The sequence below is a fragment of the Suttonella sp. genome (assembly GCF_056855035.1).
Map to the genome: position 1 here is coordinate 13,885 of NZ_JBXGGR010000044.1, position 16,310 is coordinate 30,194.

Sequence of the window (16,310 nt, forward strand, 5' to 3'; positions counted from 1 at the left end):
ATGAGTCATCTTCTTTCAGACCGCGAACCGCTATGGCAGTTCGCGGTTCGTTTTTTTCCGCATGTGCAATCTATGCAGGCGATGCAGGGCGATGCGGGGGCACGACAGTATTACCGCCTCGCTATCGGACAAGCGGCGCCGGCAAGCGCGATATTGGTTGATAGCCGTGCAGACAAGGCAGGCTGTGCGCGTTTTCTGCGTTTGAGTGCTTTATTAAAGGAAGCGGCATTGCCTGTGCCGGAGATTTATGCCGTTAATGCCGAGGGCGACTGCTTATTGATAGAGGATTTGGGCGATACCTGCTTGGACACTGCCTTAGCCGCCGATGCCGAAACCGCTATGCCGCCGCTTTTGGATTTGCTCGGCAAATGGCAGCGCCATACTTCGGCATTGCAGGAGCAGATACCCGCCTATAGCGCAGACATTCTGCGCGAAGAATTGTCGCGTTTTGAAATATGGTTTTTGCCGCATTTTGTCGGCGTGCCGACAAGCGCCGCCGCAAGTAAGGCTTTTGAACAAGAGGCGCAAAGCCTGATTCGGATGATTCTGGCGCAGCAAAGAGCGGCGGTGCATCGTGATTTTCATTGCCGCAATCTGATGCGCAGTCCCGATGGGCGACTGGTATTAATCGACTACCAAGATGCGCTGTGGGGGGCGGCTAGCTATGATGCGGTTTCCCTCACGCGGGATTGCTATGTTGCCTATAGCCATGCGCAACGTCTGGCTTGGGAAGAAGATTTCCGCCGCCACTATTTACCGCATATCGACAGCGGGGATTGGCAAATCGATTGCCATGCCCAATCCTTGCAAAGACATCTGAAGATTCTCGGCTTATTTGTGCGCTTGGCGATGCAGGAGGGCAAAAGCCGCTATTTGGCGAATTTGCCGCAGGTCTGGGCAGACAGCCTCTGGGAAAGCCGCGCCTTAGCCGAACAATTGCCCTATATCGCTTCGCTCTGCGCTAATATGCAGACGCAGGTGCACATGCAGTTTGAGCAAAGAGGATTATTGTGAAAGCGATGATTTTGGCGGCAGGGCGCGGTTCTCGTATGGGCGCATTAACCCAAAACACCCCCAAACCTTTGCTGAAAATCGGGAAATACCGTTTAATCGAATGGCAAATTCAGCGTTTGGCGGCTGCCGGTATCAGGGAATTTGTGATTAATCTGGCGTATTTAGGCGAACAAATCGCCGCTGCCTTGGGCGATGGCAGCCGATACGGCGTGCAGATTAGCTACTCTCCCGAGCCCGAAGGCGGCTTGGAAACCGCTGGCGGCATCATTCAGGCGCTGCCTTTATTGGGCGAAGCGCCTTTCTTAGTCGCCAATGCCGATGTTTGGTGTACGCCTGATTATCGGCGTTTTATCAGCGATTATCAGGAGGAAATGCTGGCGCATTTGCTCTTGGTGCCCACGCCTGTTTGGAAAAACAGCGGCGATTTCGATTTGGCGGGCGAACGCGTAATTATCGGCGACACTTATACTTTTGCCGGCATTTCCGTAATTCATCCGCGCCTGTTCGCCGGCGAAAACGGCGGCTTTTTAGCGTTGGCGCCTTTCTTGCGCCGCGCTGCGCAGCAAGGCAGATTGAGCGGCTGTTTATTTGCCGGTCAATGGCAAGACGTCGGCACGCCCGAACGTTTAGCTTCCTTGCAGGCGCAATACCAATAAGAATTGTGTTTAGCGCTATCGGCTTTTTATAAGCCTGTGATACCATACGCGCTGATTTTTTGACCCAAGAACTATTAGGAGTAAACATGGCCATTGAACAAACCCTTTCTATCATCAAACCCGATGCAGTCGGCAAAAACGTTATCGGTAAAATTTATTCCCGCTTTGAAGACCAAGGCTTGAAAATCGTCGCCGCCAAAATGAAGCAATTAAGCCGCGCGGATGCGGAAGGCTTCTATGCAGTGCATAAAGAGCGCCCTTTTTTCAAAGATTTGGTGGATTTTATGATTTCAGGCCCTGTGATGATTCAAGTTTTGGAAGGCGAGAACGCCATCGCCAAAAACCGCGAAATCATGGGCGCAACCAATCCTAAAGAAGCCGCCGCCGGCACCATTCGCGCCGATTTTGCCGAAAGCATCGACGCCAATGCCGTGCATGGTTCCGATGCCCCTGAAACCGCCAAGCAAGAAATTGCCTATTTCTTCAGTGCGGAAGAAATCTGCCCCCGTCAATAAAGATGACAGACAAAACCAACCTGTTTGATTTGCCGCGTCCCGCGCTCGAAGCATGGTTTGCCGAGCGCGGCGAAAAACCTTTTCGTGCGCGGCAATTGATGAAATGGCTGTATCACGAACGCGTCAGCGATTTTGACCTGATGACCGATATCAGCAAAACCCTGCGCGAACGTCTCAAACAAGAAGCGGAACTCGTATTCCCGCAAATCATTGTGGATAAAACCGCTTCCGACGGCACGCGCAAATGGGTCTTCCGCTATGCCTGCGGCAACAGCATCGAAAGCGTGTATATTCCAGAAGACGACCGCGGCACTTTATGCATTTCATCACAGGCAGGTTGCGCTTTGGCTTGTCCTTTCTGTTCGACCGCTCATGCCGGCTTTAACCGCAATTTAACTACCGGCGAAATTGTGGTGCAGGTCTGGATGGCAAAAGAATTATTAGGCTGCGAACGCAATGGCAATCCGCGTTTAATTACCAACATCGTTTTGATGGGCATGGGAGAGCCTTTGGTGAATTTCAACCAAGTCTTGCCCGCCACAGAAATTTTTATGGATGATTTCGGCTTCGGCTTATCCAAACGCCGCGTTACTTTAAGCACTTCCGGTATCGTGCCGGCAATTCATAAATTGCGCGAAGTCACGGATTTGAGTTTGGCGGTGTCTTTGCATGCGCCCACAGACGAATTGCGCAATCGAATCGTGCCGATTAACGAACGCTACGGCTTAGCCGCCCTATTGGAAGCCTGCAAGGCTTATGTAGAACACAACCGTCAGCACGGCGGCGTCACATGGGAATATGTGATGCTACGTGATGTCAATGACCAGCCGGAACATGCCCGACAATTGGCGCATCTATTAAAAGACGTGCTGGGCAAAATCAATTTAATTCCCTTTAACCCCTTTCCGGGTAGCAAATTTGAATGTTCGTCACGCAATACCATGATGAAATTCCAGCGCTATCTCAGCGAGCAAGGTTTTGTGGTTACCATTCGCAAAACCCGCGGAGAGGATATTGATGCCGCTTGCGGTCAGTTGGTCGGTCAAGTGAATGACCGCAGCAAGCGAGAGCGTAAACTACGACGAGTGGAGGAGAGCGTATGAAATTTTTAAAATTATCGGCAGTAATTGCTTTGTCTCTTGGGCTAAGCGCTTGTACATCAACCATGACGACCACAAGAACCGTCGGCGGTTCCAGCGGCACTCAGGCGGATTACGATCAAGCCTATCAAGATTATCTGCAATTGGGCGCCGAATACGTACGCCGCGGACGCTATGATTTGGCGGAGCCCAAACTCAAACGCGCCATTGAAATTAACTCTCGTCCGCCCGAAGCATGGAATATTTTAGCGGTCTTATATGAAGAAAAACGCGATATTGCCGCCGGCGATCAAGTCTATCAAAAGCTTTTAGCCAGTCATCCGGACTATGCCCTAGGTTTTATGAACTACGCTACTTTTCTATGTAAATTTGACCGCAATCCGGAATTAGACAATTTATATGCGCGTATGCGCGCAAAAGGCACCTCATTTTCAGCCTTATCCTATATTGCCGAAGGCAATTGCCGTCAAAGCAAAAATAATCTGGCAGCGGCTTCAAGCGCCTACCGCCAAGCCCTGACCTTCGACAACCATGCCGCCGGCGCTTTATTGCCATTAGCGGATATCGAATTAAGCCAAGGCAACTACCAAGCGGCTGCCAATTATGTCGAAGTCGTGCACACCTATGTCGGTTATAGCGCCGAAAGCGTCCGTATCGGCATTTTAGCGGCACGCGGCTTAGGTAATGCGCAAAAAGAAAATGATTTAATGCGCGTGATGCGCGGTAGTTATCAGGGTTCGGAACAAGCAAGAACCTTAGGAATTTAAGCATGATGGATGCGCAAGATATTGGCGCGATTTTACGCGCCGCCCGTGAAGCAAAAGGCATCAGTATTGCCAATGCTGCAATGCAAACACGTTTAAGTATTGATATTTTAGAAAAATTAGAAGCCAATCGATTCTCGGAAATGACCGCGCCGGTTTTTACACGCGGTTATCTGATGCACTACAGTCGTTTTTTGGGGCTCGATGCGGATGTGATGGCAGCCGATTTCAACCGATTGGGCTTTAAAGACAGTGAAATTCGTTTAAGCAGTGCCAATATTGCCAGCCAAAGTCATTCCTTCAAACGCTATCATTTCGGTACTTGGCTGAGTATTGTGCCGCTGATGGCTTTGGCAGGCGTGGTGTTAACCCAAGTATTTAATCCCAACTCTTGGCTAATCAGCCAATTTAAACAGGCTTTTGATAAAGAACGTGCACCGCTTGTTGAAAATACGGGAAGCAGCGATACTCAAATTACGCTGCAAATCGCAGCGGACAACGTCGCAACAATCACCCAACCGGTAGACAATTCATTTGAAGAAATACCCAGCTTAACCTCATTGCCGGTACAAACTCCGCCGTCACCATCGACATCGGAAACATTAAGCCTGAGTGCTATAGATAATACTGATGCTGAAGATATCGCAACATCAGAAACATCTCCCGTACAGAGCAATGCTTCCGAAGATGCGCCGATAGCCGCATCAGAAGCAGAGGGAAATAACCAAGACAATATCCTTACTCAAGCAGCTCAGCCTTCCCTTCAATTACGCGTTAGCAGTGAGAATTGGGTAGAAGTGCGTGATAAAGAGCACCGTGTTGTCGCCTCTAAAGTCTATCAGGCAGGCGATACCATCGATATTCCCCTCGGCAACGGTCCTTATGAATTCAATATCGGCCGCCCTGAAGCTGTGAGCCTGTCTATCAATGGACAAGCCGCCGATTTAATGCAATATCGCGTAGGAAAATCCCGTCGTTTCAAGGTAACTATCAATGAGTGAAGCCATCCAATCCTTACGCGGCATGAATGACATTTTGCCGCCGCACAGCAGCAAACGCGCCCGATTATTGCAAATCATCCGCCAATTACTGCAACAATTCGGCTATTTGCCGGCAGAATTGCCGCTTTTGGAAAAAACCCAATTGTTCAAGCGCACCATCGGCGGCGAAACCGATATCGTGTCCAAAGAAATGTACAGCTTTGACGACCGCAATCAGGAAAGCATTACCCTGCGCCCCGAAGCTACTGCCGGCGCGGTGCGCGCCATGATTGAAAACGGACGATTGCAGCAAATCACGCGCTTATTCGTCGAAGGCCCGATGTTTCGCTATGAAAAACCACAGGAAGGACGCAGCCGCCAATTCACCCAAGTGAGTGTGGAATGTTTCGGTTTGGCAAATCCCTCTCTCGATGCGGAATTAATTGCTATCGGGCATGAATTATTCACGCAGTTGAATATCCGCGAAGTGGTGAGCTTGGAAATCAACAGCATCGGTCTTGCCGCGGAGCGCAAAGCCTATCAGGCAGCGTTGGTGCAATTTCTCAGCGCCCATATCGAAGATTTGGACGAAGACAGCAAACGCCGCTTACAAACCAATCCTCTGCGGATTTTGGACAGCAAAGACGCCAAAACCCAAGAAATATTAAATCAGGCACCGCTGCTGCACGACTATTTAGGCGAGGAAAGCAAAGCGCATTTCGCCCAAGTCTGCGGCATTTTGGAAAAATTAGGCATCGCTTATCACATCAATCCCCGCTTGGTACGCGGACTGGATTATTACTGCCATACCGTTTTTGAATGGACAACCCGAGAATTGGGCGCGCAAGGTACCATCTGCGCTGGCGGACGCTATGACGGCTTAGTTGAGCAATTAGGCGGCAAGGCGACACCGGCAGCCGGTTTTGCCTTCGGCATCGAGCGCATCTTCATGCTGTGGGAAAATATGCGCCCGATGGATATGTCTTACCCCGATATCTATATTTTAGCCACAGGAATTGAAGAACAAGCCGAAGCAATGCGCTGGGCGATGGAAATTCGCCGCGCGCGTCCCGATTGGCAAATTATCGTCCATCATCAATTGCAAGCCCTGAAAAAACAATTTGCCAAGGCGGATGCGGCGCAGGCGCACTTTGTCTTGGTGTTTGGCAGCGAAGAAGTACAGCAGGGACTGGCAACTTTAAAAAATTTAGCGACAGGCGAGCAGCAGCAGCTGGATTTGGCTGCCGTGATTGCCATGAATATTGAGGAATAAACATGTTTGATCATGATAGAAGCGATGCGGAAACCGCCGAATTAGTCAAAGAATGGCTGGCACGCCATCTGCCCGTGATTTTTGCCGGCATTGTGATTGCCTTACTGATTATTTTCGGTATGAAATGGTGGGACAAACGGGCGCTGGAAGCCAATTACCGTCTGTCTTATCAAATCGACACTTTAGAAAAAGCGGTCGCCGCTAAAAACGATGCCGCCGTAAACGCCGCCTATACTGCGGATTTAAAGGCAGATAAAAGCAATTACGGTGCCCTTGCCGCCCTGCTTTTCGCCCAACATCAGCAACAGCAGGGCAAAACGCAGGAAGCACTTGCCGCCTTGGAAAAAGCCGGCACGGCATCTGATACATTAATCGCCCAAACGGCACAATGGCAGTTGGCGCACGTCAAGATTGCCGCCAAAGATTTCGACGGCGCCATGCAGACGCTGAACCAATTGGAACACTCGGTTTATCAGTCGCAGCTGCCCTTATTGCGCGGCGATATCGACTATTTGCGCGGCAACCGCGAAGCGGCGCTCAAGCATTATCAGCAAAGCCAAGCGCAGCAAGCCTCGCCGCTGTTGGCAACACGCATCCGCCAATTGGAAACTCAAATCGCCCTTGAATCTGCTCAGGAGACTCAATGAAATCTTCTCTTCTTGCGCTTACCATTGCCTCCCTTTCCCTAACCGCCTGCTCCAGCTGGTTTTACGGCGAAAGCAACTATCCCGAACCCAATGAATTACGCGAAGTACAATCGCAATTCAATACGCAAATTCTGTGGCAAAAAAACCTAGGCGGCAAAAACCATGAACGCGGTTTGCGTTTAAGCCCCGCGACCGACGGTCAATACGTCTATGCCGTCAGCGCCGACGGACATTTCTACCGCTTCGACAAAGACAGCGGCAAAGAAATCTACCGCATAGATTTAGAGAACGACATCAGCTCGGGTCTGACCATTGCAGGCAATTTCGCTTTTCTCGGCACTAAAAACGGCGATGTGATGGCGATTCGCTTGGAAGACGGGCAAATCATGTGGCGCAGCCGTTTGAGCTCCGTCTTATTGTCGCGCCCCGCCTTCGGAGACGGCTTATTGGCGGTTTATGCCTCCGACGGACAATTAAGCGTATTCAATCCGGCGGACGGTGCTTTAGTCTGGCGTCATCACAGCAAAGTACCGATGCTGTCTATGCGCGGTAATGCCTCGCCGATTATCGGCGGCGGCGTTGTCATGCTGACAGATGAAAACGGCGCATTGCAAGTCTTGGATGCGCGTACAGGCATCAGCATTGCCAATGACAATTTCGTGCAACCCGGCGCGGCAAGCACCGTAGCAGCAATTATCGACCAAGACGCCAGCCCCAAAATCAATAATAACCGCCTCTTTGCCAGCGCTTACGGCAAAGAAACCTATGCCGTTGATCTGCAAAGCGGTGCACCGCTCTGGCGCAATGAAACGGTGGCGAGCGGGCTGGATTTTGCCATGAGTCCGACAGAATTATATTTCAGCACCGCCAAAGATCATGTGGTCGCCCTTGACCAAAATACAGGCAAGGAATTATGGCGGCACAGCGATTTAGTCGGTCGCCGTCTGTCTCCGCCGCTGGCTATTCCCGGCCGTGTCGGCGTATTAGATGTCGAAGGCTATCTGACTTGGCTGGACAGCCGCAGCGGCAATGCGATTGCGCGCAGCAAAGTTGCCGCCAGCGGCAGCAAAAGCGAAGCGCTGATTCTGCCTGATGTGATTGTATGGCAATTAGATAACGGCGGCATCGTCGCGCTGCGGCCGCAATAAGGAAATTTGATGCAAAGAGTTTATCCTCTCAAACCGATTATCGCGCTGGTTGGTCGTCCTAATGTGGGCAAATCGACCCTATTCAACACCCTTAGCCGCAGCCGCCATTCTATCGTCAGCGATATGCCAGGATTGACCCGTGACCGCAATTATGGCGATGCCGATTTAGGCGGCATTGCCTGCCGCATTATCGATACCGGCGGTATGCTGCGGGAAGAAGAAAGCGAAATCGATTTTCGCGTGGACAGCCAAGCGCGGCAGGCGGTTGAAGAAGCCGATATTGTGGTTTTTGTGGTTGACGGGCGCGAAGGCCTGACCGCAGTCGATGAAAAAATCGCCCATGAATTGCGCTGCACGCAAAAACCCGTCTTGCTGGCGGTCAATAAAGCCGATTTTGCCGATCCAGACATCATTTTGGCGGATTTCTATGCCCTAGGTATGGCAAATATACTTGCCATTGCTGCCGAACATCGCCGCAATATCAATAAATTAGGCGATATGATTGCACAAATGCTTTCCGCTTTGCCTGAAGAGCAATTCATCAGCCAAAGCGACAGCGATACGCAAGACATCAATGAAGGCATTCAATTAGCCGTTTTAGGGCGGCCGAATGCCGGCAAATCCACCCTATTAAACCGTCTGCTCGGCGAAGACCGTCTGGTTGCCAGCCCTGTGGCAGGCACCACGCGCGATGCGATTATGATTCCCTACGTCGATAATGAAGGCACGCCTTTTACCTTAATCGACACCGCCGGTATCCGCCGTAAGGCGCGCGTGCATGATAAAGTGGAAAAATTCTCGATTGTCAAAGCCTTAGAAGCTGTCGAGCGGGCGAATGTGGTGATTTTAATGCTGGACGCACATGAAGGCGTCGCCGAACAGGATGCGCATTTATTGGGCGAAATTACACGACGTGGACGCGGTCTTATCATCGCAGTAAACAAATGGGATCATTTAGACGAGGAAACGCGCGAAGCGGTCAAACTGCAATTTGAGCGCAAACTGCATTTTGTCGATTATGCCGAAGTCTTTTACATTTCCGCTTTGCACGGCAGCAATATCCGCAATCTTCTGCCGGCGGTCAAACGCGTCTATGAAAGCGCCTTGGCAGAAATTTCCACCAATAAATTGACCGAAGCCCTGCAATTGGCATATCGCCGCCATCAGCCGCCTTTGGTCAACGGTCATGCGATTAAATTGCAATATGCCCACCAAGGCGGACGCAATCCGCCGCATATCATCATCCACGGCTCGCGCACCACAAACGTGCCGGCTTCCTACACGCAGTATTTAAGCAAATTCTTCCGCCGCCATTTTGATTTGCACGGCACGCCGATTCGCATTTCTTACCGCGACAAACACAATCCTTATGGCAATAAGGATAAATAATATCGCTTTCATCTCGAAGGCTACCACGCGGTTTTCTATGCAAGAGAAAACCGCGTTTTTTAATTAATTTCAAACACTTTTCGCCAAATGCGGCAGACATGGTTAATCGTGTTCTGCCATTCTAGGCTATCCGCCACATTGCTTTGCCGATTAAGTGCGCGGCGGTGTGCGGCTTGGCGCAGACGGCGGTAGGCATCGCGCAGGGTATTGGCGTCAATCGATGAGAGCAGCCCTGTGGCTTCCAGCGCAGCAAGCTGGCGGATGTTGTCGCTCATGCGCAGCAAAATCGGCTCCTGATGCGCGTGTTTTAACAGCAGATATTGCACAATGAATTCGATGTCGATCAGTCCGCCGGCGGATTTTTTCAAATGAAAGCCTTCTTTGGCTAAGTGTTCGTTATTCTGCATTTTTTCCCGCATATCCAAGACTTGTTGGCGCAAATCGGCAGGCGGGGCTTTTTGCAGCACCGTTTGCCGAAGGACGCTGAATTCTGCGCATAGGCTCACGTCGCCGCCGATAGGACGCGCGCGCGTGAGGGCTTGATGTTCCCATGTCCAGGCCTGCTTTTGCTGATAATCGGCAAAGGCTTCGATAGAGGCGATGAGCATGCCGCTGCGTCCGCCGGGGCGCAAGCGGGTGTCGATTTCATACAAAACGCCGCTGGTAGATGGCGCAGAGAGCAAATTATTGATGCGCTGCACCAAACGGGTGAAAAAGACTTGGTTGGCGATGCTTTTCTCGCCGTCGGTACTGCCTTGGCTGCGTTTGTCGTCATAGAGATAGACAAGGTCGATATCGGAGGTGTAGCTCAATTCCAAGCCGCCCAGTTTGCCGTAGGCGATAATGGTGAAACGCGCCGCTTCGCCGTCGCCGCTGCGCGGTATGCCGTGGCGTTGGCTGAGTTGCTGCCAAGCGCGCTGCAAGGCTTTGTCGATAATCAGTTCCGCCAGATGGCTGAGGTGGTCGCTGGCTGCCATCAGCGGCAGATTGCCGTATAGCTCCGCCCAAGCAATTTTGAATAATTGCGCATGTTTGAAATCGCGGATGGCATGCAGCCAGTTTTCGTCATCAGTATTGGCAAGACGCGCGGATAAATCCCTGTCTAATTGCGCGGCGTCTTGAATGAGGCTGCGCTCGCTTAAGATGTCGTCAATGACCAGCGGATGTTCGCGGATAAATTCCATCAAGCCGCGGCTGTCGCGTGCAATCGCCAGCAGATGGCGGATTAATTGCGGATTGCCCGACAGCATGTCGATATACACGCTGCGCGAGGCGACGGTTTCAATCAAGGCGAGGATTTCGCCGATGGCGGCGGCTTCGGCTTTTTCTTGCGCGGCGATATGCAATAAGAGCGGCAATAAGGTTTCGATTCTTTTGCCGGCTTTTTCCGAAAGCCGCTGCCAAGGCAGGGCGGCGCTGAATTGCTGCAGGGCATGGCTGATGGCTGCGGCTTGCTCGGCAGAATAGTCTTGCGCGATTAAATCGGCGCGCAATTGTTCGCCGTTAAGATGCTGCCAATTGGCGCTGATGTTGTTTTCAGCCGCAGTGCCGTTTTCCGTATTGGCGAAAATGCGGCGAAAGCGCTGATCGACGGTTTCGCGTGCCTGATTCAGAGCCGCTTGCAGGGCTTCTACGCTGTCGAAGCGGCAGGCAAGGCTTAGACGCTGCCATGCGGCGCTGTCGTCAATCGGCGGTAGTTCATGCACTTGCTGCTCGTGGGCAAATTGCAGGGCGTTTTCTACCGTGCGCAGCAGCAAATATGCCTCGCGCAGGGCTTGGCATTCCTGCGCCTGCCATAAATTCAGACGGTGCAAATCCTCCAGTACGCCGAGAAAATGCGGCGATTGCAAGGTCGGGTATTGACCGCCGTACACAAGCTGCATGGCTTGGACGGAAAATTCCGCCTCGCGAATGCCGCCGCGCCCGAGCTTGATGTGGTTTTCCATGCCTTGGGCGCGGATTTGCTGATTGATGCTCTGCTTCATCTGGGCAATCGAATCCAATGCGGCATAATCCAAATAGCGGCGGTACATAAATGGACGCAGCTGCCCGAGCAATGCCATGCCGCCCTCAATATCGCCTGCCACGGGACGGGCTTTCATCATCGCATAGCGCTCCCAATCGCGCCCATGGCTTTGGTAGTAGTTCTCCAATGCGGTATAGGACAATGCCAAAGGTCCGGTTTGCCCGAAAGGACGCAGGCGCATATCCACGCGATAAACAAAACCCTCCGCCGTCATTTGATCTAGACAGGCGATGAGTTTTTGCGCTAATTTGCGGAAAAAGACTTCATGCTCAATGGATTTTTGTCCTGCCGCGGCTTGGGTTTCGCCCTGATTGCGGTAGGCGAAAATCAAATCGATATCGGAAGAAAAATTCAGCTCCGCACCGCCTAATTTGCCCATGCCGAGAATCGTTAAGCGCAAGGGGTTGCCGTTTTCATCCAGTGGCTGTCCGTAGCGCGTCTGCAATTGCCGCTCTTGCCACAGTAAAGCGGCTTCCACCAAGGCGCCGGCCAAGGCGGACAGACTGTGCAGAAAAGCGCTTTGGCTGAGCCCTCGGCAGAGCAGGGCGTAAATCAATGCACTTTGATAGCGGTGTTTGCAGCGGCGCAATTCGCGCATCAATGTCGCTTCATCGCCGCAGTCTTGCCAAAAGCCGCCGACGGTGCCGAAATCAAAATCCTGCCAATCGCAGTCGAACAAATCAAGCATTTCGGGCTGATTGAGCAATTGCTGCGCGGCATAAGGGCTGGCCTGAACCAGCAGAAGAATATCTTCCCGCTGCGCCCAAGAATAGGCGGCACTATCGCTTTGCCATTGTGAGAGCGAAAACATCAAAAATCCTTAGAGCTACAAAAGCCTTATTGTAGGCAAAGCGCAAGGCTTGGCAAGGGGAGGGCGGTGCCGTGGGCTTTTTTATGCACAGCAAAGCGAATAAAGTGCGAGGGATTTTCTCGTCAAGCGGCGGAGAATAGCAAAATATATAATTAATTTTGATTTAAATCAGTATATTGAATAATAAAAACGGCAATTAAATTGAATTATTCGCTTTCAGCGCCATTTAAGCGGAAATATTTTATTAAGGAGAATGCGATGACTGATTTTTCTCACAATCCCCTTTATCAGCCTTCAACCGAGCCTGATTATCATCAGATTAAGCCGGAGCATCATACGGCGGTTTTGGAAATTCTTAAGGAAAACCGCGCGGCGGTAGATGCTCTGATTGCTCAAGAGCAGCCGACTTGGGAGAGCTTGATGTTGCCTTTGGCGCGTATGGATAATCGCCTGTCTTTAGCGTTTAGCCCGATTGCGCATTTGCACAGCGTGTTAAGCACGCAGGAATGGCGCGAGGCTTATGAAGCGGTATTGCCGGCATTGTCGGAATACGGTGCGGATATGGCGCAGCATAAGGGCTTGTATGAGGCAATCAAACGCCTGCAATCGGGCGCGGCATTTGCTGGCTTAAATGCAACGCAGCAGAAAATTATTCGTGATCAGATTGCCGATTTCGAGCGTAGCGGCGTGGCTTTGCCGGATGAGAAAAAAGCGCAATTTAAGGCATTCAGCCTGCGTTTGTCGGAATTGGGAACGGAGTTTTCCAATCATGTTTTAGATGCGACCAATGCTTGGCATTTGCTGCTGAACAATGACGATAGCCGCCTAAGCGGTTTGCCGGCTTCCGCATTGGCTTTGATGCAATCTTTGGCGCAGCAGCAAGGGCAGTCGGGCTATCGTATGACCTTAGACGCACCCGTCGTGATTCCCGTATTAAGTTATGCCGAAGACCGCCAATTGCGCGAAACGGTATATAAAGCCTATAACGCACGTGCTTCGGAATTAAGCGATGATGCGCAGTTCGACAATGCCGCCATCGTTAAAGAAATTTTGCATATCCGTCAGCAATTGGCGCAATTATTGGGCTATGCCGATTTTGCCAGCCTTTCTACCGATGACAATAAAATGGCGGAAACTCCGCAGAAAGTGGCGGATTTCCTGCAAGATTTGCTGCACAAATCTAAGGCGGCAGGGGAGAAAGAAATGCAGGCTTTGCGCGCATTTGCCGCAGAGACGCTGAACCTTGCCGATTTACAGCCTTGGGACGTCAGTTATGCGGCGGAAAAATTGCGTCAGCAACGTTATGCCTTGTCGCAAGAAGATTTGCGCCCCTATTTCCCTTTCGGCAAAGTTATGGAAGGTATGTTCGCCATTACGCAGCAACTATTTGGTGTGCGCTTTGCCCGCAATACGCAGCTTAGCGTATGGCATAAAGATGTCAGCGTTTACGATGTGTTGGATGCGGCGGGACAATTGCAGGCGCGTTTTTATCTCGACCCCTATGCGCGCGAGAAAAAACGCGGCGGCGCATGGATGGACAGCGCCGTATCGCGTTTTCGCGACGGAGAACAATTGCAATTGCCGGTAGCGCATTTGGTTTGTAATTTCACGCCGCCTGTGGGCGATGCCGATGCCTATATCACGCATGATGAAGTGACCACCTTATTCCATGAATTCGGACACGGTCTGCATCATATGCTGACGACAGTCGATGAATACGGCGCTTCGGGCATCAGCGGCGTGGAATGGGACGCGGTGGAGCAGCCCAGTCAGTTTATGGAAAACTTCTGCTACGACTGCGACTGCCTTGCCATGATGACCGCGCATCAGGAAAGCGGCGCAGCTTTACCGCAGGAATTGTTTGAGAAATTGCTGGCGGCAAAAAATTTCCAATCGGCAATGGCAATGCTGCGCCAATTGGAATTTGCGATTTTTGATATGCGCATACACGATAAGGACAATCAGGACAAAGAGGTGTTGGCGGTACTTAAAGCCGTACGCCAAGCCGTGAGCGTCACGCCCGATTATCCGAACAACCGCTTCCCCATGCAGTTTTCGCACATCTTTGCCGGCGGCTATGCGGCAGGCTATTACAGCTACAAATGGGCGGAAGTCTTATCCGCAGACAGCTTCGCTGCTTTTGAAGAAAAGGCTGCCGAAAGCGGCGGCGTGCTTAATGCCGATACCGGCGCGCGATTCCGCGACGAAATACTGGCAGTGGGCAGCAGTCGCAGCAGCATGGACAGCTTTATCGCTTTCCGCGGGCGCGAACCTAATATTGATGCCTTGCTGCGCCATAGCGGTATCGCACAATAAAAGCGATGATTTTTCTTGCAAAGCCGTGCTATGCACGGCTTTTTTCTTAGAACAGGTTTTTGAACAATTGATAAGAACGATGCTGTAAGTCTTCATCGTAAATATAGCTGACCGCCATGATTTCATCGGCATAAATTTGCGCTTGCAGGGCAGCGATTTGCGTTTTTACGCTGTCGGGGCTGCCGATCATGCTGCAGGCGGTCATGTGTTCGACTTGGTATTTCTGTGTCGGTGTCCATAGCGCGTCGATATTGTCTACCGGCGGCGCCAAGGGGCGGCGGCTGTTGGTAACGACGTTTAGGAAAAATTGCTGCTGCGAGCTGGCAAGATAGGCGGCTTCCGCTTCTGTTTCCGCCACAATGGCATTGAGCGCGACAATGAAATAGGGTTGGGCATATTGCGGCGAGGCTTGGAAATGGCGGCGATAAATATCCGCCGCCTGCAAGAGCATGGCGGGCGCGAAATGTGCGGCAAAGGCATAAGGCAGTCCTAAAGCGGCGGCAAGATAGGCGCTTTCCGTGCTGGAGCCGAGAATATACAGCGGCACATCAATCCCTGCCGCAGGGTAGGCGCGCACGCTGTCTTCATTTTGCGGCGGCGAGAAATAATATTGTAATTCGGCGATATCTTGTGCTAAATCATAAGGTTGATGGGATAAATGACGGCGCAAAGCGGCAGCGGTGCGCTGATCCGTGCCGGGCGCGCGCCCCAGTAGAAAATAGTCAAAATGAAATAAAGTGAGACATTATGGATAGAAGAAAATTTATCACACTGAGCTTGTCTTCAGCGGCACTAACTGCCTTGTCGGGCTGCCGTTTGCGCCCCTGTGGTGGCGGCATCAATTGCAGCAGAAAACCCTTACCACCATATTATTCCTATTCGCAAACGACATCGCTCAGGATCTTTTATCACGGCGAAACCCTGCTGTTTTTAACGCCGGAATTTCATCTGGTTCATGAATATCTGAGAATAGATAACCTTAATCCCGAGCGCAGTGTTGCCTTATCCAAAAAATTATTTGCCGGGCTGCCTGAAAAGCTGTTGGCAAAAGCCTATCTCAAACACGGCCACGACGCGGTCGATAAAGACCTGCTCTTTACTGGGGAAAGTCAAAATACCCGCGTGTTTATGGGGCTCATGCAGATTGTGTGGGCAAAAAGCGAATTGAGCGCGGAAGAAATCGCTCTCTTGGATAAAACTATCGCGCAATACAATAAACAGCTGGAAGCATTAGACGTCAGCGTTTATACCCGCTATTCGCCGCCGCTACGCATCATTCCGATGCATTCGATTTTTTGGATATCTTCTTATCCCTCGGTAGATCCTAAGTTCCGCCCGCCGGCATTGCGTAATAAAGACGACAGCGTTTATGAATTTTCTTATGCACCGGAAGAGGCGGAAATTTATGCCGCCGATACTTATCCTGCCGATTTTTTCGACAGCGCAAGAAGTGTGGACTACCAACCTGAAACCTTTGCAAAACCCCAAAGCCATGCAAGCGGTTTGCACGCGCTTTGGGGTTTTTAAGAAAAATGGCATTATGTGCCCAAATTTTACCCATTCACCCTGATTAAACAGCCCATTTCAGGCTGCTTACCGCCTTTTCAGGCAGCAATAGGCACAATTAGCCTTAACTTATTGGCTGCTTTCAACAAATTCAAACACATCACC

General features: G+C 51.3%; 14 protein-coding genes. 12 read left to right on the plus strand and 2 right to left on the minus strand.

All coding sequences use genetic code 11. The features are described 5' to 3' along the window. The 10 genes from ACJHVI_RS04240 (at position 1) to der (ending at position 9,486) form a co-directional block, all read left to right on the plus strand. A complete protein-coding gene (locus tag ACJHVI_RS04240) occupies positions 1 to 1,014 on the plus strand; it encodes an aminoglycoside phosphotransferase family protein (protein ID WP_483183384.1) in 1,014 nt (337 codons plus the stop codon). After that, positions 1,011 to 1,670: an N-acetylmuramate alpha-1-phosphate uridylyltransferase MurU gene (gene murU, locus ACJHVI_RS04245; RefSeq protein WP_483183385.1), complete on the plus strand. Its 660-nt coding sequence runs from the start codon at positions 1,011 to 1,013 to the stop codon at positions 1,668 to 1,670. Before ACJHVI_RS04240 ends, murU begins: the two co-directional genes overlap by 4 nt. Positions 1,671 to 1,756: 86 nt before the next feature. Further along, the gene (ndk, locus tag ACJHVI_RS04250) at positions 1,757 to 2,185 is read left to right on the plus strand and encodes a nucleoside-diphosphate kinase (RefSeq protein ID WP_115219002.1); all 429 of its coding nucleotides are present in this window, start codon (positions 1,757 to 1,759) and stop codon (positions 2,183 to 2,185) included. Between the two features lie 2 nt (positions 2,186 to 2,187). Beyond that, entirely contained in the window at positions 2,188 to 3,288 is a 1,101-nt protein-coding gene (rlmN, locus tag ACJHVI_RS04255) for a dual-specificity RNA methyltransferase RlmN (protein WP_483183386.1), read from the plus strand. Continuing rightward, the gene (locus ACJHVI_RS04260) at positions 3,285 to 4,052 is read left to right on the plus strand and encodes a tetratricopeptide repeat protein (RefSeq protein ID WP_483183387.1); all 768 of its coding nucleotides are present in this window, start codon (positions 3,285 to 3,287) and stop codon (positions 4,050 to 4,052) included. The genes rlmN and ACJHVI_RS04260 overlap by 4 nt, the downstream gene beginning before the upstream one ends. A 2-nt stretch (positions 4,053 to 4,054) precedes the next feature. Beyond that, positions 4,055 to 5,050, plus strand: coding sequence for a helix-turn-helix domain-containing protein (locus ACJHVI_RS04265; protein WP_483183388.1), 996 nt, complete (start codon positions 4,055 to 4,057; stop codon positions 5,048 to 5,050). Continuing rightward, the gene (gene hisS / locus ACJHVI_RS04270; RefSeq protein ID WP_483183389.1) at positions 5,043 to 6,302 is read left to right on the plus strand and encodes a histidine--tRNA ligase; all 1,260 of its coding nucleotides are present in this window, start codon (positions 5,043 to 5,045) and stop codon (positions 6,300 to 6,302) included. Before ACJHVI_RS04265 ends, hisS begins: the two co-directional genes overlap by 8 nt. Before the next feature lie 2 nt (positions 6,303 to 6,304). After that, positions 6,305 to 6,949, plus strand: a complete 645-nt coding sequence (locus tag ACJHVI_RS04275; RefSeq protein ID WP_483183390.1) for a YfgM family protein — start codon at positions 6,305 to 6,307, stop codon at positions 6,947 to 6,949. Next, on the plus strand, positions 6,946 to 8,097 hold the full coding sequence (bamB, locus tag ACJHVI_RS04280) for an outer membrane protein assembly factor BamB (protein WP_483183391.1): 1,152 nt from the start codon (positions 6,946 to 6,948) through the stop codon (positions 8,095 to 8,097). Before ACJHVI_RS04275 ends, bamB begins: the two co-directional genes overlap by 4 nt. A 9-nt stretch (positions 8,098 to 8,106) precedes the next feature. Then, positions 8,107 to 9,486, plus strand: coding sequence for a ribosome biogenesis GTPase Der (gene der, locus ACJHVI_RS04285; protein ID WP_483183392.1), 1,380 nt, complete (start codon positions 8,107 to 8,109; stop codon positions 9,484 to 9,486). A 59-nt stretch (positions 9,487 to 9,545) separates the two neighbouring features. Here the strand turns inward: der and glnE are convergent, their stop codons facing one another. After that, entirely contained in the window at positions 9,546 to 12,323 is a 2,778-nt protein-coding gene (gene glnE / locus ACJHVI_RS04290) for a bifunctional [glutamate--ammonia ligase]-adenylyl-L-tyrosine phosphorylase/[glutamate--ammonia-ligase] adenylyltransferase (protein ID WP_483183393.1), read from the minus strand. Between the two features lie 258 nt (positions 12,324 to 12,581). Between glnE and ACJHVI_RS04295 the strand changes: the two genes are divergently transcribed. Next, complete coding sequence (locus ACJHVI_RS04295; RefSeq protein WP_483183394.1) at positions 12,582 to 14,639, plus strand: M3 family metallopeptidase; 2,058 nt, start codon at positions 12,582 to 12,584, stop codon at positions 14,637 to 14,639. Positions 14,640 to 14,685: 46 nt separating this feature from the next. Here ACJHVI_RS04295 and ACJHVI_RS04300 read toward each other — a convergent pair whose 3' ends face one another. Beyond that, the gene (locus tag ACJHVI_RS04300) at positions 14,686 to 15,351 is read right to left on the minus strand and encodes an MsnO8 family LLM class oxidoreductase (protein WP_483183398.1); all 666 of its coding nucleotides are present in this window, start codon (positions 15,349 to 15,351) and stop codon (positions 14,686 to 14,688) included. Between the two features lie 35 nt (positions 15,352 to 15,386). On the opposite strand from ACJHVI_RS04300, the gene ACJHVI_RS04305 reads away from it, so the two are divergent. Further along, positions 15,387 to 16,166 carry a hypothetical protein gene (locus ACJHVI_RS04305; RefSeq protein ID WP_483183395.1) on the plus strand — a complete coding sequence of 260 codons (780 nt, stop codon included), beginning with the start codon at positions 15,387 to 15,389 and terminating at the stop codon, positions 16,164 to 16,166. Positions 16,167 to 16,310 lie beyond the last annotated feature (144 nt).